This is a genomic window from Bacillus sp. ok061 (genome assembly GCF_900108285.1).
GTDB classification, from domain to species: domain Bacteria; phylum Bacillota; class Bacilli; order Bacillales; family Bacillaceae_G; genus Bacillus_A; species Bacillus_A thuringiensis_S.
This window is the reverse complement of record NZ_FNUW01000013.1, coordinates 115,488-137,668: the sequence shown is the minus strand read 5'-3', so window position 1 is coordinate 137,668 and position 22,181 is coordinate 115,488. Positions and strand designations below refer to the sequence as shown.

Genomic DNA, 22,181 nt, shown 5'->3' with positions numbered 1-22,181 from the left:
CGATGGATTTGAAGTTAGGGGTGGCTAGGATGGTTGCAGAAAAGGAACGAGTGTTAATGGATTTAAAAGATGTATTTGAATATGCGTTTGACGAAATTTTTGTTACAGATGAGCAAGGGATCGTTGTGCGTGTAAATAGTACATGTGAAAGGCACTATCAACTAGCTGCAGAAGAGTTAGTTGGTAAGCATGTAAAAGAACTACAAAAGGATGGAATCTTTTATCCATCAGCGACATTAGAAGTGATTGAAAAAAAGAGGCCAATTGAACTCGTTCAAACTACAAAATCAGGAGAGTATTTACACGTTCGTACAAGGCCTGTTTTTGATGATGAGGGAAATTTAAGAAGAGTGATTAGTTATTCTCGGGACCTTACTGAACTCTATCAATTACGTCAAAAGGTAGAGGAAATGGATAATCAGCTAAAAACATATAAAAAAGAATTAAGAGAAACATATGAGCATGAAGGACTTATTTTTAAAAGTCTAGCTATGCAAAAAATAGTCGATACAATCAAAAAAGTATCTATAGTGGATAGTACTGTTCTCGTTTTAGGCGAGACTGGAGTAGGAAAAAGTCGATTAGTACGCCATTTACATGAGGTGAGTCATCGGAAGAATGAAAGTTTCTATGAAATTAATTGTGCGGCATTGCCAACTAATTTAATTGAATCGGAGCTTTTTGGATATTCAGCTGGATCTTTTACAGGTGCGAATCGTGAAGGGAAAAAGGGACTATTAGAATCCGCGCATAAAGGAACTCTTTTTTTAGATGAAATCGGTGAAATGCCGATTGAAATTCAAGCGAAGCTTTTGCAAGTATTGCAAGAAAAAACATTTCGTCCTATAGGCGGAAGAGAATTAAAAAAAGTGGATGTTCGAATTGTGGCGGCAACAAATAGAGATTTAAGCGAGATGGTGAAACAAGGAACATTTCGGAAAGATTTATACTATCGTCTGAATGTCATTCCAATTGCAATTCCCCCGCTTAGGGAGAGAACAGAAGATATTTTGCCGCTTATTTATCATTACTTGCAGCACTTTAATAAAAAGTACGGACGTGATGTGAAACTAGCGCCGAGTACGTTACAAATGTTTGTTGGATATCCGTGGGAAGGAAACAATAGAGAAATAGAGAATGTAATTGAGAGAATTGTTATTACTGTCGATGATGTTGTAACGGTAGAGGATTTGCCACTCTCTATGCAAGAGGCTGCAGTTGAACAATCGGGGCAAAGCCTTTATAAAATGCTGGAAGAGGTAGAGCGAAATATTATTCTTAAAGCGTATAAAACGTATGGATCAAGTTATAAAGTGGCTGAGTTTTTGCAAATTAGTCAATCTGCTGCTACTAGGAAAATTAAGAAGTTCATAGAGGAGGAAGAAAACATTGGATAAAAAGGCGACTTTCGTAAGTATAGATAAAAAGGCGATGTATATAAATGGTGAGTGGATTACATTACAAGAACAAATTGAAGTAAATAATCCTGCGACGAAGGAAATATTTGCAACTGTACCAAAAGGCGGAGTAACAGAGGCAAAGCAAGCTGTTGATGCTGCACATGAAGCTTTTAAAACGTGGTCTAAGTTAACAGCAGCGGATCGTGCAGCGAAATTAAAAAAGTGGTTCACACTTATTGATGAAAATAAGGAAGAAATCGCAGCGATTATGACGAAGGAACAAGGAAAGCCGTTTGCAGAAGCGCTTGGTGAAGTAAATTATGCAAATAGCTTTGTTGAATGGTATGCAGAAGAGGGGAAACGTGTATATGGTGAAATGATTCCTGCTTCTCATCCGAATAAGCGCATTTTAGTTATGAAGCAACCAGTTGGCGTTATGGCAGCTATTACACCTTGGAACTTCCCGGCAGCGATGATTACGAGAAAGGTAGCCCCAGCGCTTGCAGCAGGCTGTACAGCCGTTGTGAAACCGGCAAGTCAAACGCCATTAACTGCATTGAAATTAGCTGAATTAGCCCATGAAGCAGATATTCCAAAGGGCGTAATCAATATCGTAACAGGTAGTGCAAAAGCAATTGCTGATACGTGGATGGAAGATGGTCGCGTTCGAAAAGTGTCCTTTACAGGTTCAACGGAAATTGGGAAAGAATTAATGGCTAGTGCCGCGCAAACGATGAAAAAAGTTTCATTAGAATTAGGTGGCCATGCCCCATTTATCGTAATGAATGATGCAGATTTAGATAAAGCGGTAGAAGCAGTGATTGGTTCGAAGTTCCGTAATGCAGGACAAACGTGTATATGTACAAACCGTGTATTCGTTCAAGAAGACGTATACGAAGTATTTGTAGAGAAGTTCCAAAAGGCAGTAGGACAACTACAAGTAGGAGACGGTTTTGGTGACGGAACGACTGTAGGACCACTTATTGACGAGAATGCAGTTTCGAAAGTACAAGAACATATTGAAGACGCTATTCAAAAGGGGGGAGAAGTTTTATATGGTGGCCAAAAAATTGCAGAGCTAGATGGACACTTCATTCAACCGACTGTCATTGGATTGGCAAATGATACGATGCTTTGTATGAATGAAGAAACATTTGGGCCAGTTGCCCCTGTTGCGAAATTTAAAACCGTTGAAGAAGTAATCGAACGTGCAAATAATACACCATACGGTTTAGCTGCGTATATTTTCACGAAGGATATTAGCCAAGCATTCCAAATTAGCGAGGCGCTAGAGTACGGTATTATTGGTCTAAATGACGGTCTTCCATCAGTTGCACAAGCCCCATTTGGTGGCTTTAAAGAAAGTGGTATTGGCCGTGAAGGAGGCCATTTTGGTATCGAGGAATATTTAGAAATTAAATATATTTCATTAGGACTATAAGTAGTATACTAGAATCTCTATAAGGTAACAGAGAAGGAGATTCTAGTATGGTATATTGGCTATTATTACTTGTTACAATTATTTTTGAAGTAGCTGGAACAATCGCAATGAAACTATCAAATGGTTTAACAAAGCTCGTTCCGAGTGTACTGATTTTTGTATTCTATGGTATTTGTTTTAGTGTATTTGCTATCGTTGTTAAAAAGATTCATTTAAGTATTGCTTATGCAATTTGGTCTGGCGTTGGAACATTACTTATTACAATTATTAGTGTGTATTTTTTTAAAGAGCACATTAGCTTATTCCAAGCATTTTGTATTCTTTTTATTGTTTTGGGTGTCATTGGTCTTAAGGTTTCATCGGCATCATAAAAGGCTATCTTCCTGTGTGGAAGATAGCCTTTTAATTTTATCCCGCTATTTTCCGGGCAGTAAGACCCCTACCTCAAAATTCAGCGAAAGCAAAGAAGTTAGGTGGGGGATCGGGCTGCCCGTAAAAGTCCAATTGGTGAGGGCTGATTAAAGTTTCACTTTATTAAAACGCCCAGTTACCTTTACGGAAGATAGGCTCATGTCTGCCATCAGCTGTAATACCATCGATATCAAGCTCAGCGGATCCAATCATGAAGTCGTTGTGTGTAATACTAGCGTTTGCGCCGTTTTCAGCAAGTTCTTCTTTAGACATTGTTTTTCCGCCAACTAAGTTAAATGCATAAGCATTTCCGATTGCAAGGTGGCAAGATGCATTTTCGTCAAATAGTGTATTGTAGAATAAAACATTTGTGTTTGAAATTGGTGAGTCATGAGGTACTAAAGCTACTTCTCCTAAGAAGTGAGAACCTTCATCTGTTTCTACTAAATGTTTTAAAGCTTCTTCACCAGCTTCAGCTTTATAGTCTACGATACGTCCGTTTTCAAATGTTAACGTGAAATTATCGATAATATTACCTGCAAATACTAACGGTTTTGTACTAGAAACTTGGCCGTTTACACCTGTTTTAAGTGGCATTGTAAATACTTCTTCAGTTGGAATATTAGCCATAAATGGTACGTTCTTTTCATTTAAGCTACCAGCACCAGCCCATACATGTTTTTCTGGAAGTTCGATTGTTAAATCTGTTCCAGGACCTGTATAGTGAAGAGCTTTATAATGCTTTTCGTTTAAGTAATCCACTTTTGTATGTAATGTTTCATCATGTTCTTTCCATGCTTCTACAGGATTTTCTAAATCAGCGCGAGTAGCTTTGAAAATAGCATCCCATAACTTTGCTTCTTGTTCTTCTGGCGCTACGTCAGGGAATACTTTCGCAGCCCATTCTTTCGTAGGAACAGAAATTACACACCAGCTTACTTTATCGGCTTGTACGTAATCACGGTATACTTTCATCGCTTCTCCAGCTACTTTATGAGCTGTTGCGATACGTGTTGCTTCTACACCTTTTAATAAATCAGGGTTTTCTGCATAGATAGACATAAATGCAGCGCCTTCTTTTGCTAATTCTTCACGAGCATGTGCTTTCCAAGAAGGGAATTCAGAGAAAGCTTCTTCAGGAGCTAGATCGAACTTTAAGCGTGTTAACGTCTCATCATTCCAATCCACATATACGTGTTTTGCACCAGATTTATATGCTTTCTCTGTAACGAGGCGTACAAATTGTACAGCTTCAAGAGGTGCACTAATTGATAAAGTTTGTCCAGGTTGAATATTAACACCAACATTAACTGCAAGAGCAGCATATTTCTCTAACGTTTGTTCAAATGACATATGTATAATCTCCTTTAATTTGAAAGATTTCTTACTATATATAATACAAGAAAATTCTAAAAATATATATAAATATAAAGTAAAAAGAGAGCTCAAAATGTATTGAGCTCTTACATTTACTTAATTGAAGAAGCAAACTGCTCTACAGTCGTTGTATGGTGTATACGAACGCGCTTCATCTTTAACAATTCATCAGGTTCACCCTTCGTAATGAATTGCCCAGGCTTTGTCGTCGTCGCAAATTGATAATACTTCTTCGTTTCTGCAACAACCTTATCATCTACATGACCGAATGGATAAGCAATCGCCATAACAGGCTTACCTGTTATTTTTTCTAGCTTTTCTTTTGAACCTTTTAACTCTTCCTCATAGTTTGTAATTTTCGGCAAGTCTGCATGTGTTGCAGTATGAGATTGTACTGAGAAAATGCCGGAATCAATCATTTCTTTTATTTCAGAAGTAGACAATGCTCCTTCTACATCAACGTTATCAACAATCATATATTCTGTTGCTGCCGGTTTAAAAGTATCATCTTTTAGCTTTTGTAAAACGCGAAATGCATTCATATTATTTTTCATACCGTCATCAAATGTAACGAAAATCGGCTTATTTACTTTATTTATATCGCCCCAGCGTTCAAACGTTAACAGCGTATAACCATTGTCCTTTAAATGTTTCATTTGTGCTTCAAAGTTAGCTGGTGATACGAATAAGTCTTTAATACCTTGACCATGATAATCATCAATTGCGTGATACATAAGAACAGGAACCTTTTGTTCGAAAGTAATAGTAGATTTCGTAAGCGGGATTGTTTCCCCATCTTCCTTCATTCCTGTTGCTTCAATTTGGAACTCACCGCGTTTTCCTTCAAATTCCTTGATATCAAAAGGAAGTGTAAATTGTTCCTCCTTTTCTTTAGAAGAAAAAGGTTTAGCACGTTCCTTTCCATCAGCTGTGCGCCAAATTTTATATTGTACTTCATTTAAAGAATCTTTTATGTCTGTAATATGAATACTTGTGTTTGTAGATTCGTGTGTAATTGCATTATATGAGACTTTACCTTGTTCTTGCACAGTCTCTTCTTGTTTCTTAATCCCTTGAGCCGTTTTCTCTTTTTTAGGTTCTGGACTTACATTGTTAGTATTACAGCCTGCTAGAATGGCAGACGTACATAAAGCAATTGCTGCGTATTTTCTCATGAAAATCACCTTCTATTGTGTAGTATGTTGCATATTGACATTAAAATCCCCACCGCTATAAGAGTGGTGGGGATATACCCTTGTTCATCATATCATTTGAAGAAAATGAGGGGAATATGATTTTTAGGAGGCTATTAAGGTAATAGATTAGTGACTTTGAATAGATGTATTTTTTTGTTTCTTATTAGAATTAATAATAATATAACCGACTACAAAGATAAGAGGAATAATAAAGACATAGATAGGCATTCCCCATACATAATAGCTTTTTAGGGTTAAGACTAGTAAATGTAAGAAATCGAAAATTACGTGGGCTTTCATAATATCCTCCGGTGGTTTTTTGAAAATTATAACATTTTAAACTTGTTATTTGTATAATTTGGAAAGTGATTTAAGCTAATTTTAAAGTAAGAAGAAGACTTATTAATATGCAATTTTGCATACGGGTATGGATTCTATTAAAATATAAAGATTTTATACTATAATAAAAACCGCTATAAAACTAAGTAAGGATAATGTATGGAGTGGAGAATAGAAATGAAATATAAAAAAATAATATATATCTTTTTCATATCGCTATTTATAGTTGGTTGTCAAAGTGAAGTGAGTAAAGCAAATAGTGTGGAAGAGTATATTCCATCGCATCTTATGAATGCGGAAGTGACGGCGGATATTATGACACTAGAGATGGAACCAGATACTCTTAAAAAGGTAGGGAGTATTGGTCAAAGAATGAGAGAGCATCTAGCGAGTAATATGGAATGGTATTTAAAATATGTAGAAGAACATGCAGAGAAAAAAAGTTTTCCATATCATCCTAATTTCGGTGTTACAAAAGAAGAGTATGAGTTTGTACTAAATGCAATTGATCAAAGTAAATTGGTTAATACAAAAGATGGAAAGCTGAAATTTAAGAAAAAAAATGATCATGAAGTAGAGATTTTTTCAAGTGAAAGTATAAAGCTCCTTAAATATGTAGTTATTGATACGAAGAAGAATACAGTAAAAACATCTCTAGGGGAATGTGAATATTTTGGAGAAATACTGGCGTCACCAGAACAGAAGTTAACTGGTCCTTGGCACGGAAAACAATGGATGTTAAAAAAAGATGATTTAATATATATATTTTCTTTAGGGAAAATGGAAGCAGAAAATAAATCAATTATTGATATTTCGGTGAAAGGTAATTATAAGGGGGAAATTATTAATAAGGAAGAGGCATTAGAGTTTTCTTCAGTTTCTTAAATGATGATAATAAAAAAATCACCTTGCTGTCTAAGCAAAGGTGATTTTTTATTAAATAAACAATCCAGCGATTGTCGCAGATAAAATAGAAGCAAGTGTTGATGCAAACAGCATTTTCCAACCAAATTTAGAAACAACGCTTCCTTGTTTTTCAGAAAGGGCACGGATTGTACCAACGATTGCACCAATTTGGCTAATACTTGCGAAGCTAATTAAGAATACTGTAACGATTCCAACTGTACGTGGAGCTAATGTTGTAGCTGTGTCTTTTAAATCAAGGATTGCTACAAACTCGTTTAAAACAATCTTCGTACCCATAATACCACCAGCTGGGATAATATCTTGAGTTGGAATACCCATTAAGAATGCGAATGGAGAAAGTACGTAACCGAAGATTTGTTGTAAAGTAACAGCATGTCCTATTGCGCCTGAAGCTGCACTAATTACGTAGTTTACAACTTCCATCACACCGATAAAGGCGATCATTAATGCGGCAACGATACCAGCTACTTTTAAACCATCAAGCGCACCGTTAATCATTGCGCCGATAAAGCTGTCTCCGAATAGAGTTCTATCAAATTTTTGAATCACTTCATCCTCTTTTTTCGTATCAACTGGTGTTAATAACGAACAAACGATTAAGCTTGAGAATAAGTTTAGCGGAAGAGCTGCTAGTACGTATTTTGCATCTAACATCATTACGTATGATGCTGTAACAGAAGCAGAAACGGAGCTCATCGCAGAACAACAAATGATAAACATACGATTTTTATTGAAATGCTGTAAATCGTTTTTAATAACGATTAACGCTTCACTTGAACCGAAGAATACAGAGTTTACTGCGTGGAATGACTCAACGCGTGGCAAACCAGTAATTTTTGAAATTGCACCGCCGACAACACGAACGATGAATGGTAAAACACCTAAATAACTAAAGATTGAAAGTAGTGCTGAGAAAAATACGATAATTAATAATACGTTTAAGAAAAAGACAAAATCTCTGTGAATTCCATTAAAGAGAAAATCGACACCTGTCGTACCAAGTTTAATTAGTTTGTTGAAAACTTTACTAATGAAAATAATGATTTGTTGACCAACCTTTGTAGCAAACATAAACCAACCGATTAAAATTTGGAAACCAATCATAATTGCAATTGCACGGAAGTTGATTTTACTTTTGTTGTTTGACAAAGCAAAACATAAACCTAACACGGCAAGAATACCGATAATGCTCATTACATATTGCATGTAGTTGCCCCTTTCAGAAGTTCGTATAAAGTTTGTACATAAAACGCTCGTTATATTACTAAAAATAAAGGAATGAGGTTTTATGTCATACGTAAGATGTCTGACCTTTTAGAAAAATAAAAAAAGACCCATATGGATTCACTTTCATCTATGAGAGAAAGCTAATCAATATGAGTCCTTTTTTGCGCATAGGCTAATATTCATTAGTTTTCCCCATAGTCCAGCAATTTAAGGTTGCCGGGTAGAAACTCTCGATCCATATTATCAAGTATATATGAGGTAACATCGTCCGTATTAAATTAGTAGTAGCGTAACATTAACAGAGAAGTATCGTCAATAGCTTTTTTTCTTCCAATAGAAAAAGACCATATAAGTATGATAAAATGTAACGCAGTGTTATGAAAAAGTGAGGTCGGAAAATGAGTACTAAAATGACGCCACCAGTTGAGAAAAACGAGTTTATAGATGTAGTATTTGAAGATTTAACACATGATGGTGCCGGTGTTGCGAAAGTAAAGGGCTATCCTATTTTCGTTAAAAACGGATTACCAGGTGAAGAAGCGCAAATTAAAATTATTAAAGTGAAGAAAAACTTCGCATTTGGTCGTTTAATGAAGCTTCATACAGAAAGTCCATATCGTAAAGATGCAGAATGCCCAGTATATAACCAGTGCGGCGGTTGTCAGCTTCAGCACTTAACTTATGAAGGACAGTTACAAGCGAAAGAAAAACAAGTACGTGACGTTATGCAACGTATCGGAGGACTAGGTGATGTTCCTGTTCATCCTGTACTTGGCATGAAGAACCCGTGGGTATATCGCAATAAAGCACAAGTACCAATCGGAGAACGTGAAGGCGGACTTGTAGCTGGTTTCTATCGCCAAGGAACGCATGACATCATTAATATGGAATCATGCTTAATTCAGGCAGAAGAAAACGATACATTAATTCAAGAAGTAAAACGTATTTGTGAAAAGCACGGTATCACTGCGTACAACGAAGAGCGTAACAAAGGAACACTTCGTCACGTAATGGCTCGTTACGGACAAGTAACAGGGGAAATTATGCTTGTCTTCATTACACGTACAGCAGAATTGCCGAACAAAAAGGCAATCATTGAAGAAATTGCAGCGAAATTCCCAGAAGTAAAATCGATTGTTCAAAACGTAAATACGAAGCGTACGAATGTAATTTTCGGAGACAAAACTACAGTACTGTACGGATCAGAATATATTTATGACTTTATCGGTGACATTAAATTTGCGATTTCAGCACGTTCATTCTATCAAGTAAATCCAGAACAAACGAAAGTGCTATACGATAAAACGTTAGAATACGCAAAATTAAATGGTAACGAAACTGTAATTGATGCCTATTGCGGAATCGGATCAATCTCGTTATTCCTAGCGCAAAAAGCGAAAAAAGTGTACGGCGTTGAAATCGTTCCAGAAGCAATTGAAGACGCAAACCGAAATGCAGCACTAAACAACATGACAAACGCTGAATTTGGCGTAGGAGAAGCAGAAGTAGTCATTCCAAAATGGTACAAAGAAGGCGTAATTGCTGACACAATGGTCGTAGACCCACCGCGTAAAGGCTGTGACGAAGCATTACTAAACACAATCATTGACATGAAGCCAAACCGCGTCGTATACGTATCATGTAACCCAGCAACATTAGCGCGTGACTTAAAAGTATTAGAAGAAGGCGGATATAAAACACAGGAAGTACAACCTGTTGATATGTTCCCGCATACGACGCATGTGGAGTGTGTAGCTTGGCTTAAGTTAGTATAATAGGAAAGCAGTTGATATAGAAAAAATCTATACCACCTGCTTTTTGGTTTACAAAAATACCATTCATAAGAGATTTTAGTTAAAATAAATATTGCTGATTTTCACAAATTATAAATTGAGATTTTGAAATTGTATTCTTAGTGAGAGGATTTGAATTTGAAATGATAGATAATTTTTGGCGTGAATTACCACGACCATTTTTCGTACTTGCACCAATGGAAGATGTGACAGACGTTGTTTTCCGTCACGTAGTAAGTGAAGCAGGTCGTCCGGACGTATTCTTCACAGAGTTTACAAACTCGGATAGCTATTGCCATCCAGAAGGTATGAAAAGTGTACGTGGCCGTTTGATTTTTACAGAAGATGAACAACCGATGGTAGCACATATTTGGGGAGATAATCCTGAATACTTCCGTCAAATGAGTATCGGTATGGCAGAGCTAGGATTTAAAGGTATCGATATTAACATGGGTTGCCCAGTTCCGAACGTTGCATCAAGAGGAAAAGGTAGTGGCCTTATTCTACGTCCAGACGTTGCAGCAGAACTTATCCAAGCAGCAAAAGAGGGCGGACTACCTGTCAGCGTAAAAACAAGACTTGGCTTTAAAGAGTTAAGCGAGTGGGAAGATTGGTTAACGCACATTTTCAAACAAGATATTGCAAATCTTTCTATTCATTTACGCACAAGAGAAGAAATGAGCCAAGTAGATGCGCATTGGGAACTAATTCCGGAAATTAAAAAATTACGTGACCGTATCGCACCAAATACGTTAATAACAATCAATGGAGACATCCTTGATCGTAAAATGGGACTGGAACTTGCTGAAAAATACGGCATTGATGGCGTAATGATCGGACGAGGCATCTTCAAAAATCCATTTGCGTTTGAAAAAGAGCCAAGAGAGCATAGCAGTAAAGAACATCTAGATCTTTTAAGACTACAGCTGGATTTACAAGATCAATATGCAGAAGTACTGCCACGCTCAATCACAGGGCTTCACCGCTTCTTCAAAATTTATGTAAAAGGCTTCCCTGGAGCTGCTGAATTGAGAAATCAATTGATGAGCACGAAATCTACTGATGAGGTGCGTGCTTTGTTGGATAGGTTTGAGGATAGTGTTGGTGTGGCTCAGGATAGTGAGACGGTTTAACTTTTAAGCAGTTAAATCATTTCATATGTAGTGTATGACATGAGTGAGTTGAAAATAAGCGTAGAGCTGGAAAAGAACAGTGTATTTGAGAAATCAAAGCACTGTTTTTTTCTTTTAGTTAATGTTAAGAGAGAAATCTTTTTAAAGGCATATAAAAAACACGTAAGAGCTCTGTAGATACAATGATAGAGAAAAGTTCGGGTAAGACTATAAAACATATCTTTAAAATGTTAAAGTATTAATTTAGCGGACAATAACTAAAAGGTTAGATTTAAACATGATAATTTAAAGCACGTTATAGGATAAACTTTAACTGCTGAATAAATAATCAGCATTTCAGGAGGAAACCCAATGGCAATGAGCAACAACGATATATTAAAAAGAGTAAGATACGCTTTAGATATAAAAGATATAGATATGGTAGAAATCTTTAAACTTGGCGGGATGGAAGTAACGAAAGAAGACGTAGTTGATATGCTTACAAAAATAAAGAGGGCTCCTCAGCATGAAGCTGAAAATGATGAGGTAGCTGAAGATGAGTACGTATTAACATGCGATATGATGATGTTAGAGGCATTTTTAAATGGATTTATTACTTTAAAAAGAGGAAAGCAAGATCCGAAACCAGGGCAGCCTGCACCTGTACAGAGCAAGGAGAGTGCCAATAACCTTCTTCTAAAGAAAATGAAAATCGCACTATCTTTAACGAGTGAGGATGTACTTGATATATTAGATAGCGTAGGCGTTACGGTAACAAAAGGAGAGTTAGGCGCTCTATTAAGAAAAAAAGGTCATAAAAATTACAAAGAGTGCGGCGATAGATACGCAAGGAATTTCATTAAGGGATTAGGTGTAAAGTATAGAGGATAATGAGTTCGTTAAAGCAGTAAATGATATAATAGGTAGAGTAGGACGTTCGTATCCTACTCTTTTTTATTTGTAAAAATACTATGCTAGGTGATGAAATGGTACATACATATTTAGGTGAGACAATTAATTTTCATATAACTTATAAGAAGAAAAAGTCCGTGCGTCTTTTTGTGGATTCGTATGGAAATGTGGAAGTGCAGGCTCCGAAAGGGACACCTGTTGAATACTTAGTCCAGTTGCTAGAGGAAAAGTGGGATTGGATTCAGACAACTCGTAAGGAAATGGCGGAGCGAGCGCGTGGACCACAGGAAAAGGATTACGATCAAGGAGAAGGCTTTTTGTATTTAGGGAATACGTATCCGATACAGATTTCCCAAGATGTAAGTATTGAGCAAGACAATGCGATTTTTGAAGGGGATAAGTTACATATTTATGTAAAAGAGCTAAAGGATGAGAAAATACAGCAAGCTTTAAAACGATTTTACCATAAGCAGTGTAAATCTTTAGTAGAGAAGAGTATTAAAGCGCATCAAAGTAATTTCAAAACAAAACCACGTTCTATTCGTATTACAGATAGTAGTCGTACTTGGGGTACTTGCGATTCGAATTTACAACTAACATTCAATTGGAAGCTAGCAATGGCACCACAGCGAGTAATTGACTATGTAGTCGTTCATGAAATGTGTCATATGGTTCATTTAAATCATGATCGTTCTTTTTGGCGGCTTGTCGGGAAGATAATGCCTGATTATAAAGAAATGGAGAACTGGTTAGCTTTATCTAGTTGGAAGATGACGGTTTAGGAAGGGATATCGATTTTTGTCGGTAAATCGATATTTCTTGTCGAATCGTTGATATATTGTGAGTTTTGATAGATATATTTTAAAAATCGTTGATATATTTTAAGTTATGATAGATATATTCGAAAAATCGTTGATATAATTTCATTTACTACAGGATTGTTCAACAAATCGAAAAGAGGAGATGTCACAAGGGACATCTCCTCTTTTCGAGTATATAGATTATCGTCCAAACTTCACAACAAATTCTTCATCAACTTTCTCCATCTCATACCCACGATACCCCTCCGAAAGCAAAGCCTGCTGTCCACTAGCATCACTCATTAGAATACTTTGAACATCCGTCCAATCGCTTTCTTTATCTCCGCGCAATTTCTTCACAAAAACATATCGCATACTCCCGCCATACTTCTCCTTCAGCGCAGCAATCTCCATCCCTTGCGCAAACTTATCCTTCAAGCTCGGAATGTTAAAAGGAGCAACGGTGCAGCATACATAATCATATTTGCTATCTTCTTTTTGTAATTCGTCCATGATGACGTTTGCTAATATTTTTTGCATCCCATTTCCTCGACAGTTCGGATGAACGTTTGAGATTTCTTGATAGATGACGCGGTGTAGTTCACTTTCTGGCAAACCAATATCGAGCCCTAAATGTTCATCATCGATAGGAGGGACGAGTAGAGCGCGAAATGCGATGAGTTCGTTTTCGATAAAAGCACCGATCATCATGCCGTTTCCTTCCAGAATGTATTGAAATTCTTCTTGTGAGAGTGGTTGTAAACGACTTTTATCTTCTAGTGCTTCAACTACAATGTTTTGTAGTGATAAGGTTTGCTCGATGTGCTCTAGTGATAGTAATGTAACGTGAAATGGATTGTTATTTTGTTTTAATGTTCCTTTGTATAGAACTGTCATATGATAGTCCTCCTTTAGCGTACAACGTCTTGAAAGACGGTTAGTTCTTGTAGTGTATCTTCGTTTATTTCAATGCCGAGTCCGGGCTTTTCGTTTAAGCGAATGAATGGTACATCGTAATGTAAGTTTCCAATGTCTTTCGTGAATTTTAATGGTCCTGTTAGCTCTACGCTCGTAATGATTTTCTTTGAGAAAGCGACATGGAATCCTGCGGAAGAGGCAACAGATGATTCGACCATTGATCCCACTTGGCATTCAATGCCGGCCATTTCAGCTTGATGAGCGAGCTTTACAGCTGGATATATGCCACCGCATTTCATTAGTTTTATATTCACTTTATCAGCAGCTTCTAATTTAATAATTTGGCGCATTTCACGAGAACTTTTTAGTCCTTCATCAATCATAAGCGGGAGGTCTGTCTTAGAACGGATATGAGCCATGGCATCAATATCGTCCGCGATAACAGGTTGTTCAATCCAGTCAATGTTTAAATGTCCTAATGAACGCAGTGCTGTTAATGTGTTCGCGCTATTTTTCCAGCCTTGGTTTACATCAACGCGAATCGCGATGTCATTTCCTACACGTTCACGTACAGCTTCAATACGTTTCACATCTTCTTTTACATTCGTACCAACTTTCATTTTGAAAGATTGGTAACCTTTTTGAATCATAGAAGCAGCTTCTTCAGCCATGTCTTCTGGATTGGCAATACTTAAAACGTGAGTGATAGGGAATTCTTCATGGTAGCGCCCGCCAATTAATTGATATACAGGTTGATTTAGTTTTTTGCCCATTATATCAAAACAAGCAATATCAATTGCGGCTTTCGCTGTTGGAACACCGTAAATTGTATTGTCCATCATGTCGTGTATTTTTTCGATATTCATTGGATTTTTCCCAATTAGAGCAGGGGTTAGCGTATGTTTTAAAGTATGGAAAGTACTTTCCCATGATTCACCTGTGACATGATCATCAGCAACGCCTTCACCGTAACCGATAATACCTTCATCTGTTTCCATTTTGACGATAATAGAGGGCATATCAGAATAAGAGCCATAACTAATAACAAACGGATTGCGAAGCGGTAAACGAATTGCGTAAAGATGAATAGCTGTAATTTTCATTGAATAGAAACCCCTTCCTGTTTACAATAGTTTTGTACATTTGATATAGTTGACGTTAAATAGTCGTTAATTAATGATAAGGAGTTAGAGAAAATGATGATAAAAATTGCAGTTGTCGGTTCAAAGGAGTTTATGGAGAACCTTTTTCCTATTGCTCAAAAATTAGAAGGAATAGAAATTGATCCATATATTTACCTTCATCCGGCGGAATCTTCTGAATTATTAAAGTGTCTAAAGCCTTGTGATGTCATCTTTTTCTCAGGTGCTTTACCTTATTATATGGCAAAAGAAATAAGAGAACAATTACGAATTCCAAGTACATACTTACAGCAAGACGAGACAACTGTAGCATCTTCCATTCTTTCTATCATGTATCATAAAAGTATTCAACCACATAACATTTCCATCGATTTAGTAGACCGCTCGTTTATTACAAATGTGTTCCATGATATTGGTATAAAAGAAAGCCCGCAAGTGTTAGATTATGAAAATATGCTGTGGAGTAAAGATGAAATAAATAGAGTTATCGATTTTCATGTAGCTAAATATCAATCTGGAGAGGCTCATTTAGCTTTAACTAGTATTCACGCTGTTTACGATGAGCTTCAAAAAATAGGTGTTCCTTCAGAGCGTATGATTGATCCAACACAGTCCATTATACATGGGCTAAAAGATGCAAAAATAAAAGCTGAGTTAGCAAAAAGCTATTCAGCTACTGTTGGTGCTTGTATTATTTCTTCCTTAGAATTACGAGCGAGTTTGCTTGAAAAACTAGATGTCATTTCAAAGGAACTACGTGGTTCATTTAAACAAGTGGATGAAATGACATGCATTTTGTATACAACTCGTGGTGATATCGAATCAATTATTAAAACAAATGCGATAGATAACTTGTTTGCGAGCGTAGATGGAACGATAGCTATTGGATTTGGTTATGGGAAAACCGTGAAAGAAGCGGAGCAAAATGCAAAAATTGCTCAAAGTTTTGCAAAGAACAATCCAATAGATCGTTGTTTTTATATACTAACAAGTGATAAAGATTTGTTTGGTCCGTTCCCGAAAGAAAAGAGAGTACAAAGTTTGAAAAATGATAATCCGGAACTAATGAAAATAGCGAAGGAAACGAAGCTTAGTCCGGCCAACTTGTCAAAAATCATTCAATTTAGTCAATCGCATCCGTCATTGAAGTTTACAGCAGCTGACCTTTCTGAGTACTTACAAGTAACTCGAAGATCGACAGAAAGGTTGTTAAAGAAATTAGTTGATTACGGGTATGCTCATATTTGTGGGGAGGAAATGCCCTATCAACAAGGGCGACCTCGCGCACTATATGAACTGAATTTACCGCTATTTTTAAGCTTCTAGTTGAGCTTTTTGTTTCTTTAGTAGTTCTGCTTTTTCAATGTCTGATAGTTTTACAATTGTGAAGCCTGTTATACCATAAATGATTGAGATAATAGGTACGATGAAATTCAAAATAGCATAAGGAGCATATTCAAATGCACCTACGCCAAGTGTTGCGAGAATAAATACACCGCACGTATTCCAAGGAACGAAGACAGAAGTTAATGTTCCACCATCTTCTAATGCTCTGGATAAGTTTTTTGAATGTAGTCCTTTTTCCGTGTATGCATTTGCGTACATTCTTGAAGGGACAACAATTGAAATATATTGTTCAGAGCAAGTAAGGTTTGTTGCAAAACAAGATGCGATAGTAGAAGCGATAAGCCCTTTTGCTGATTTCGCTAACTTTAAAATTTGATTTACAATTGAGCGAAGAATACCTGTATGTTCTAATACTCCTCCGAAAGTCATAGCGACAATTGTCATAGAGACTGTATTCATCATCGAATCTAAGCCACCGCGGTTAAATAGTTCGTCTACTAGCTTGTTTCCAGTGTCTATAACAAATCCAGCTTGGAGTGCACCGACAGATGCTGAGACAGAACCACCTTGAATAAAGACTTGTGATAAGAATCCTAAAATAATACCGAAGAGAATTGCTGGTATAGCAGGGACTTTTTTAGCGACCAATACCATAACGACTACGGGTATAATGAGTAGGAAAGGCGAGATAACAAAGTTTTGTTGCAATACTTGTAACGTTTGATCGATGCTTTTCGCATCAATATTGTTAGCGCCGAAGCTTCTTCCTAAGACTGCGTAGACGATAAGAGTAATAATTAAACCTGGAACTGTAGTAAATAACATATGACGAATGTGTGCGAATAAATCTGTATTTGTTAATCCTGCGGCTAAGTTAGTTGTATCTGAAAGCGGTGACATTTTATCGCCAAAATAAGAGCCTGAAATAATGGCACCAGCAACCATTGGAGCGGGGATTCCCATACTTAGGCCAATTCCCATTCCAGCAACACCAATTGTTCCCATTGTAGACCAAGAGCTACCAATTGCTAATGCAACGATAGAACAAATGACGGTAATGGAAACTAAAAATAGTGATGGAGTTAAAAGTTTTAAACCGTAATAAATCATCGTTGCGACGATTCCACCGCCAATCCAAGCACCAATTGTTAAGCCAACAAGAATAATAATGACGATAGCAGGTAATGCAAGACGAATCCCTTTATACATTGCTTCTTCAAGATCATTCCATTTGTAACCGTAACGCCAAGCGACAATAGAAGCAACGGTTGTACCGATAATAAGTGGAACGTGAGGGGTTTGTTTTAATACAACAATTGTAACCATCATAACTGCAACGGTAATGATAATAGGGATAATCGCTATTCCAAAAGGTATTTCTTTTTTCATAAAGTTCCTCCTTGTTACGTATGTTTGTTTGTATTTTTAAAATTGTCGTAAAATAGACGTTTATTAGATTATGATAACTAAAAGTTTATGTAAGCGTCAACATAAAAAACAGAAAATAAGGAATGTTCTAGTTGTTTGTTTAGTTTGTAATATAGGTGAGTAGTAAGCTTTTTAAGTATTTAAAAATAAACAATTGACTTTTTTCTTAAAATTCAATATGTTCATAAAAACATCTGTTTTTCATAAGTATAATTAACCCGAATCGTTTGTAATGTGGGAAGGAGACTGGAACGTTGAAAACATTAGAACTACAAGAGCGCTTAATGGAGATTTTTCAGCATTTACACGAAAACCCTGAAGTAAGTTGGAAAGAATATGAAACGACAGCGTATATTACTGACTTTTTAAAAGAAGAAGGAATTTCATATAGAACATTTGATGATTGTCCAGGTGTAATTGCTGAGATTGGAGGCGGGAATCCAGTTATTGCGATTCGTGCTGATATGGATGCACTTTGGCAAGAAGTAGATGGAGAATTTAAAGCGAACCATTCATGTGGCCATGATGCTCATATGACCATTGTAATGGGACTTATTTTACAATTGAAAAATATGAGATGGAAAAGTGGTACGGTTAGATTTATTTTTCAGCCAGCAGAAGAGAAGGGTAATGGTGCTTTGAAGATGGTGGAGAAAGGTGCTGTAGATGATGCTGATTTCTTATTTGGCGTCCATCTAAGACCAATTGAAGAACTATCTTTGAAACAAGCAGCCCCATCTATTCGTCATGGAGCAGCAGGATTTTTAGAGGGTACGATTCACGGAGAAGATGCACATGGAGCACGCCCACATCAAGGGATAAATGCGATTGATGTTATTTCCATGATTAATATCGGTTTGAAAAACATATGGCTACCACCGCAAAGTTCCTATTCAGTAAAGATGACGAGGTGCCAAGCTGGTGGTGATAATTTAAATATTATTCCGGGTAACGGTCATTTTAGTTTAGATGTAAGAGCAGAGAATAATACACTATTAGAAGAGTTAAAGAAAAAGATAGAGCATGTAATAGAATCAGCTGCATCGATGGGATCAAAAACTTCATACGAATGGATGGATCTTGCACCAGGAGCGGAGGTTTCCGAAGAAGCAGAGCGCTTTATGCGTAAAGGTATTCTCGAAGTGTATGGGGAAGAGAGATGTACGGGACCGCTCTATACGACGGGAAGCGATGATTTCCATTACTATACAGTGAAAAGACCACATTTAAAAGCTGTCATGCTTGGACTAGGAGCAGACCTACAACCTGGATTACACCATCCGTATATGAGATTTGATCATAGTTGTATTATGGATGGGGTAGAAATATTGAAACAAACTGTATTGAAAGTATTAGAAGACAGGGGCTAGAGAGCTCCTGTTTTTTTGTCGTGAATTGTCGGTAAATCGATATATTTGAAAAATCGTTGATATATTTTGAGTTATGATAGATATATTGAGAAAATCGTTGATATATTTGAAGTTACGATAGATATATTAAGAAAATCGTTAATATAATTTCACGTACCTATTAATTTGATAAAAAATGAGCCTCCAGTACATGGTGTATAATAATAAGTACCATTTTTTAATAGGAGAAAACGAATGAACGAACAATATTACGATGCAGTTTTACATATAAAAACAGTCGGTGAGCAAAAAGGGTTTAACAAGTCTATGCATTATCACCGCTATGAACCGACGCCGTATAGCGGGTTAGATGAGTTATTGAATCAATATGAAATACGAAGTAGCGACCGAATTGTAGACTTTGGGTGCGGAAAAGGGCGATTAAACTTTTATATGCATCATAAATGTGGTGCATCAGCAGTTGGAATTGAAATGAATGAAGAGTTTTATAAAGAAGCGATGGATAATCGAGATCGTTATGCCCGAAAGGCACGAAACAGTAAGGGGAAAATTCAATTCCAATGTTGTTTAGCGCAGGAATATGAGGTTGATCCACGCGATAACCGTTTTTATTTCTTTAATCCATTTTCTGTACAAGTGTTTATGAATGTAGTAAATAACATTTTGCTTTCAGTAGAAGAAACGGGGAGAGAAGTGGATATTATTTTATATTATCCTTCTGAGGACTATATTTTCTTCTTAGAAAATCAGACTGCGTTTAAGCTGAAGAAAGAAGTAAGGTTGCCTGGGGCTTATGAGAAGAATGGGAATGAGAGGTTTTTAGTTTATACATTAGGGTAATAAAAAACAGGTGCCAAGGCACCTGTTTTTTATTAGTTACGGATTAAGTAATCAAATGCACCTAAAGCTGCGTTTGCACCTGAACCCATAGAGATGATGATTTGTTTGTACGGATTATTTGTACAGTCACCTGCAGCAAACACTCCTGGTACGTTTGTAGCGCCGTGCTTGTCTGTTACGATTTCACCGCGAGCGCGTTCAACTGTTTCGCCTAACCAGTCTGTGTTTGGCACAAGACCGATTTGTACGAATACACCCTGTAATTCAACGTGATGAACTTCTTCAGTTTCACGATCGATGTAAGAAATACCGTTTACTTTATCAGTACCAGTGATTTCTTTCGTTTGAACGTTTTTCAGAACAGTTACGTTTGGTAAGCTGTTAAGACGCTCTTGTAATACAGCATCAGCTTTTAATTCTGGCATGAATTCAAGAACAGTTACGTGCTTAACGATACCTGCTAAGTCGATAGCTGCTTCAATACCAGAGTTACCTCCGCCGATAACTGCTACGTCTTTTCCAGTAAATAATGGACCGTCACAGTGTGGGCAGTATGCTACACCTTTATTTTTGAACTCAGCTTCACCCGGTACGCCAACGTTACGCCAGCGAGCACCTGTAGAAACGATTACGCTCTTACTTTTCAGAATAGCGCCGTTTTCAAGTTCCACTTCAATAAGTTCTTTTTTCTCTAAACGTTTTGCACGTTGTAGATTCATTACATCGATGTCGTATTCTTTTACGTGCTCTTCAAGGCTTGCTACTAGCTTAGGACCTTCAGTCTTTTTTACGCTGATGAAGTTCTCAATGCCCATAGTATCCATTACTTGACCACCGAAGCGCTCAGCAACGATACCAGTGCGGATGCCTTTACGTGCTGCGTAAATTGCTGCACTTGCACCAGCAGGGCCGCCACCAACAACAAGAACATCGTATGGATCTTTATCAGAAAGCTCTGATGCATCTGGACCGTTACCCATTTTAGCTAAAATTTCTTCAAGTGTCATACGACCGCTTCCGAAAGATTCGCCGTTTAGGTAAACTGTTGGTACTGCCATGATGTCTTTGCTTTCGACTTCCTCTTTGAATGCAGCGCCATCAATCATAGTATGTGTAATACTAGAGTTTAGAACGCTCATTACGTTAAGAGCTTGTACAACATCAGGACAGTTATGACAACTTAGGCTGATATAAGATTCAAAATGATATTCGCCTTGAATGTTTTTAATTTGATCGATTAATTTTTGTTCAATTTTTGGAGCGCGTCCACTTACTTGTAGTAAAGCTAACACTAGTGATGTAAATTCGTGTCCTAATGGAATACCAGCGAATACGACACCAGTGTCTTCACCAGGGCGGTTTACGCTAAAGCTTGGTGTTCTCTCTAATTCAACTTTTTCTACTGTAATCTTAGATGACATAGTAGCTAATTCGTCTACTAGAGATAACATATCTTTAGATACGTTATCGTCTCCTGCGCTTACTTTAAGTAAAATATCGTTCTCCATTAACTGAAGGTATTGGGATAGTTGTGTTTTTATATCTGCATCTAGTATCATTTTGATCGAACTCCTTAGATTTTGCCTACAAGGTCAAGGCTTGGTTTAAGTGTTGCAGAACCCTCTTGCCATTTAGCTGGGCAAACTTCACCTGGGTTGTTACGTACGTATTGAGCAGCTTTAATTTTGTTAACAAGAATGCTTGCGTCACGGCCGATACCGTCAGCATTGATTTCCATAGATTGGATAACGCCGTCTGGATCGATGATGAATGTACCACGAGCAGCAAGACCTTCTTCTTCCATTAAAACGTTGAAGTTTGTAGTGATTGTGCGAGTTGGGTCACCAATCATGATGTACTCGATTTTGCCGATAGTTTCTGAGCTATCATGCCATGCTTTGTGAGTGAAGTGAGTGTCTGTAGATACAGAGTATACTTCAACGCCTAAGTCTTTTAGAGTTGCATATTGGTTTTGTAAGTCTTCAAGTTCAGTTGGGCAAACGAATGTGAAGTCAGCTGGGTAGAAACAAACTACACTCCATTTTCCTTTTAAACTTTCGTCAGTAACTTGGATAAATTCTCCATTATGGTAAGCATTAGCTTTAAACGGTTTTACTTCTGTGCCGATTAATAACATGTTAAAATTCCTCCTAAATGTTGGTTTTGAGCATCAAAAAATAGTGTGCTCATAAAATATATTT

The 22,181-nt window shown here is 37.1% G+C and carries 19 protein-coding genes and 1 riboswitch; of the genes, 11 read left to right on the top strand and 8 right to left on the bottom strand.

Annotation, left to right across the window (positions count from 1 at the left end; translation table 11 throughout):
• Positions 1-29 precede the first annotated feature (29 nt).
• The 3 genes from C4S65_RS18260 to C4S65_RS18250 are packed head-to-tail and all read left to right on the top strand — an operon-like array spanning position 30 to position 3,212.
• On the top strand, positions 30-1,397 hold the full coding sequence (locus tag C4S65_RS18260; protein WP_086406722.1) for a sigma 54-interacting transcriptional regulator: 1,368 nt from the start codon (positions 30-32) through the stop codon (positions 1,395-1,397).
• On the top strand, positions 1,390-2,841 hold the full coding sequence (gabD, locus tag C4S65_RS18255; RefSeq protein ID WP_086406721.1) for an NADP-dependent succinate-semialdehyde dehydrogenase: 1,452 nt from the start codon (positions 1,390-1,392) through the stop codon (positions 2,839-2,841). The genes C4S65_RS18260 and gabD overlap by 8 nt, the downstream gene beginning before the upstream one ends.
• Positions 2,842-2,888: 47 nt before the next feature.
• Complete coding sequence (locus C4S65_RS18250; protein ID WP_000263262.1) at positions 2,889-3,212, top strand: multidrug efflux SMR transporter; 324 nt, start codon at positions 2,889-2,891, stop codon at positions 3,210-3,212.
• Positions 3,213-3,375: 163 nt separating this feature from the next.
• Here C4S65_RS18250 and C4S65_RS18245 read toward each other — a convergent pair whose 3' ends face one another.
• Both C4S65_RS18245 and C4S65_RS18240 read right to left on the bottom strand, forming a co-directional pair.
• Positions 3,376-4,605 (bottom strand): aminopeptidase, encoded by a 1,230-nt coding sequence (locus C4S65_RS18245; RefSeq protein ID WP_000007372.1) that lies wholly within the window; start codon positions 4,603-4,605, stop codon positions 3,376-3,378.
• Positions 4,606-4,721: 116 nt separating this feature from the next.
• Complete coding sequence (locus C4S65_RS18240; protein ID WP_103945379.1) at positions 4,722-5,804, bottom strand: polysaccharide deacetylase family protein; 1,083 nt, start codon at positions 5,802-5,804, stop codon at positions 4,722-4,724.
• Positions 5,805-6,341: 537 nt separating this feature from the next.
• Here C4S65_RS18240 and C4S65_RS18235 point away from each other — a divergent pair.
• Positions 6,342-7,049 (top strand): hypothetical protein, encoded by a 708-nt coding sequence (locus C4S65_RS18235; protein ID WP_086406719.1) that lies wholly within the window; start codon positions 6,342-6,344, stop codon positions 7,047-7,049.
• Between the two features lie 51 nt (positions 7,050-7,100).
• Here C4S65_RS18235 and C4S65_RS18230 read toward each other — a convergent pair whose 3' ends face one another.
• A complete protein-coding gene (locus C4S65_RS18230) occupies positions 7,101-8,297 on the bottom strand; it encodes a nucleoside transporter C-terminal domain-containing protein (protein WP_103945378.1) in 1,197 nt (398 codons plus the stop codon).
• A 196-nt stretch (positions 8,298-8,493) separates the two neighbouring features.
• Positions 8,494-8,595, bottom strand: a riboswitch (purine riboswitch).
• A gap of 121 nt (positions 8,596-8,716) precedes the next feature.
• On the opposite strand from C4S65_RS18230, the gene rlmD reads away from it, so the two are divergent.
• The 4 genes from rlmD to C4S65_RS18210 all read left to right on the top strand — a co-directional run bounded on the left by rlmD (position 8,717) and on the right by C4S65_RS18210 (position 12,917).
• A complete protein-coding gene (gene rlmD, locus C4S65_RS18225; protein ID WP_000105032.1) occupies positions 8,717-10,093 on the top strand; it encodes a 23S rRNA (uracil(1939)-C(5))-methyltransferase RlmD in 1,377 nt (458 codons plus the stop codon).
• Positions 10,094-10,254: 161 nt separating this feature from the next.
• Positions 10,255-11,244 (top strand): tRNA-dihydrouridine synthase, encoded by a 990-nt coding sequence (locus tag C4S65_RS18220; RefSeq protein ID WP_086406873.1) that lies wholly within the window; start codon positions 10,255-10,257, stop codon positions 11,242-11,244.
• Positions 11,245-11,595: 351 nt separating this feature from the next.
• Positions 11,596-12,114 (top strand): DUF1456 family protein, encoded by a 519-nt coding sequence (locus C4S65_RS18215; RefSeq protein WP_001251704.1) that lies wholly within the window; start codon positions 11,596-11,598, stop codon positions 12,112-12,114.
• Positions 12,115-12,209: 95 nt separating this feature from the next.
• Positions 12,210-12,917, top strand: a complete 708-nt coding sequence (locus C4S65_RS18210; RefSeq protein ID WP_086406872.1) for a SprT family zinc-dependent metalloprotease — start codon at positions 12,210-12,212, stop codon at positions 12,915-12,917.
• A gap of 219 nt (positions 12,918-13,136) precedes the next feature.
• On the opposite strand, the gene C4S65_RS18205 is transcribed toward C4S65_RS18210, so the two are convergent.
• Together C4S65_RS18205 and C4S65_RS18200 are read right to left on the bottom strand one after the other, a co-directional pair.
• Positions 13,137-13,832: an N-acetyltransferase gene (locus tag C4S65_RS18205; protein WP_086406871.1), complete on the bottom strand. Its 696-nt coding sequence runs from the start codon at positions 13,830-13,832 to the stop codon at positions 13,137-13,139.
• Positions 13,833-13,846: 14 nt separating this feature from the next.
• Entirely contained in the window at positions 13,847-14,956 is a 1,110-nt protein-coding gene (locus tag C4S65_RS18200; RefSeq protein WP_000704487.1) for a dipeptide epimerase, read from the bottom strand.
• 93 nt (positions 14,957-15,049) lie between these two features.
• Here C4S65_RS18200 and C4S65_RS18195 point away from each other — a divergent pair, with 93 nt between their 5' ends.
• Positions 15,050-16,321 carry a transcriptional regulator gene (locus C4S65_RS18195; protein WP_086406869.1) on the top strand — a complete coding sequence of 424 codons (1,272 nt, stop codon included), beginning with the start codon at positions 15,050-15,052 and terminating at the stop codon, positions 16,319-16,321.
• Here C4S65_RS18195 and nhaC read toward each other — a convergent pair.
• Entirely contained in the window at positions 16,310-17,731 is a 1,422-nt protein-coding gene (gene nhaC, locus C4S65_RS18190; RefSeq protein ID WP_086406868.1) for a Na+/H+ antiporter NhaC, read from the bottom strand. The genes C4S65_RS18195 and nhaC overlap by 12 nt on opposite strands.
• A gap of 293 nt (positions 17,732-18,024) precedes the next feature.
• Here nhaC and C4S65_RS18185 point away from each other — a divergent pair, with 293 nt between their 5' ends.
• Together C4S65_RS18185 and C4S65_RS18180 are read left to right on the top strand one after the other, a co-directional pair.
• On the top strand, positions 18,025-19,140 hold the full coding sequence (locus C4S65_RS18185; protein ID WP_086406867.1) for a M20 peptidase aminoacylase family protein: 1,116 nt from the start codon (positions 18,025-18,027) through the stop codon (positions 19,138-19,140).
• 234 nt (positions 19,141-19,374) lie between these two features.
• On the top strand, positions 19,375-19,980 hold the full coding sequence (locus C4S65_RS18180; RefSeq protein ID WP_061666183.1) for a class I SAM-dependent methyltransferase: 606 nt from the start codon (positions 19,375-19,377) through the stop codon (positions 19,978-19,980).
• 32 nt (positions 19,981-20,012) lie between these two features.
• On the opposite strand, the gene ahpF is transcribed toward C4S65_RS18180, so the two are convergent.
• Both ahpF and ahpC read right to left on the bottom strand, forming a co-directional pair.
• The gene (gene ahpF, locus C4S65_RS18175) at positions 20,013-21,539 is read right to left on the bottom strand and encodes an alkyl hydroperoxide reductase subunit F (RefSeq protein ID WP_000599512.1); all 1,527 of its coding nucleotides are present in this window, start codon (positions 21,537-21,539) and stop codon (positions 20,013-20,015) included.
• A gap of 14 nt (positions 21,540-21,553) precedes the next feature.
• A complete protein-coding gene (ahpC, locus tag C4S65_RS18170) occupies positions 21,554-22,117 on the bottom strand; it encodes an alkyl hydroperoxide reductase subunit C (protein ID WP_000924420.1) in 564 nt (187 codons plus the stop codon).
• Between the last annotated feature and the right edge of the window lie 64 nt (positions 22,118-22,181).

What these genes read in the sequence shown, in the direction of transcription:
- C4S65_RS18260 (WP_086406722.1), top strand. Translation starts at nt 30, where the DNA reads ATGGTTGCAGAAAAGGAACGAGTGTTAATGGATTTAAAAGATGTATTT.
- nhaC (WP_086406868.1), bottom strand. Translation starts at nt 17,731, where the DNA reads ATGAAAAAAGAAATACCTTTTGGAATAGCGATTATCCCTATTATCATT.
- C4S65_RS18215 (WP_001251704.1), top strand. Translation starts at nt 11,596, where the DNA reads ATGGCAATGAGCAACAACGATATATTAAAAAGAGTAAGATACGCTTTA.
- C4S65_RS18210 (WP_086406872.1), top strand. Translation starts at nt 12,210, where the DNA reads ATGGTACATACATATTTAGGTGAGACAATTAATTTTCATATAACTTAT.
- C4S65_RS18195 (WP_086406869.1), top strand. Translation starts at nt 15,050, where the DNA reads ATGATGATAAAAATTGCAGTTGTCGGTTCAAAGGAGTTTATGGAGAAC.
- C4S65_RS18235 (WP_086406719.1), top strand. Translation starts at nt 6,342, where the DNA reads ATGAAATATAAAAAAATAATATATATCTTTTTCATATCGCTATTTATA.
- C4S65_RS18250 (WP_000263262.1), top strand. Translation starts at nt 2,889, where the DNA reads ATGGTATATTGGCTATTATTACTTGTTACAATTATTTTTGAAGTAGCT.
- C4S65_RS18245 (WP_000007372.1), bottom strand. Translation starts at nt 4,605, where the DNA reads ATGTCATTTGAACAAACGTTAGAGAAATATGCTGCTCTTGCAGTTAAT.
- rlmD (WP_000105032.1), top strand. Translation starts at nt 8,717, where the DNA reads ATGAGTACTAAAATGACGCCACCAGTTGAGAAAAACGAGTTTATAGAT.
- C4S65_RS18180 (WP_061666183.1), top strand. Translation starts at nt 19,375, where the DNA reads ATGAACGAACAATATTACGATGCAGTTTTACATATAAAAACAGTCGGT.
- C4S65_RS18200 (WP_000704487.1), bottom strand. Translation starts at nt 14,956, where the DNA reads ATGAAAATTACAGCTATTCATCTTTACGCAATTCGTTTACCGCTTCGC.
- C4S65_RS18205 (WP_086406871.1), bottom strand. Translation starts at nt 13,832, where the DNA reads ATGACAGTTCTATACAAAGGAACATTAAAACAAAATAACAATCCATTT.
- C4S65_RS18220 (WP_086406873.1), top strand. Translation starts at nt 10,255, where the DNA reads ATGATAGATAATTTTTGGCGTGAATTACCACGACCATTTTTCGTACTT.
- C4S65_RS18230 (WP_103945378.1), bottom strand. Translation starts at nt 8,297, where the DNA reads ATGCAATATGTAATGAGCATTATCGGTATTCTTGCCGTGTTAGGTTTA.
- ahpC (WP_000924420.1), bottom strand. Translation starts at nt 22,117, where the DNA reads ATGTTATTAATCGGCACAGAAGTAAAACCGTTTAAAGCTAATGCTTAC.
- ahpF (WP_000599512.1), bottom strand. Translation starts at nt 21,539, where the DNA reads ATGATACTAGATGCAGATATAAAAACACAACTATCCCAATACCTTCAG.
- C4S65_RS18240 (WP_103945379.1), bottom strand. Translation starts at nt 5,804, where the DNA reads ATGAGAAAATACGCAGCAATTGCTTTATGTACGTCTGCCATTCTAGCA.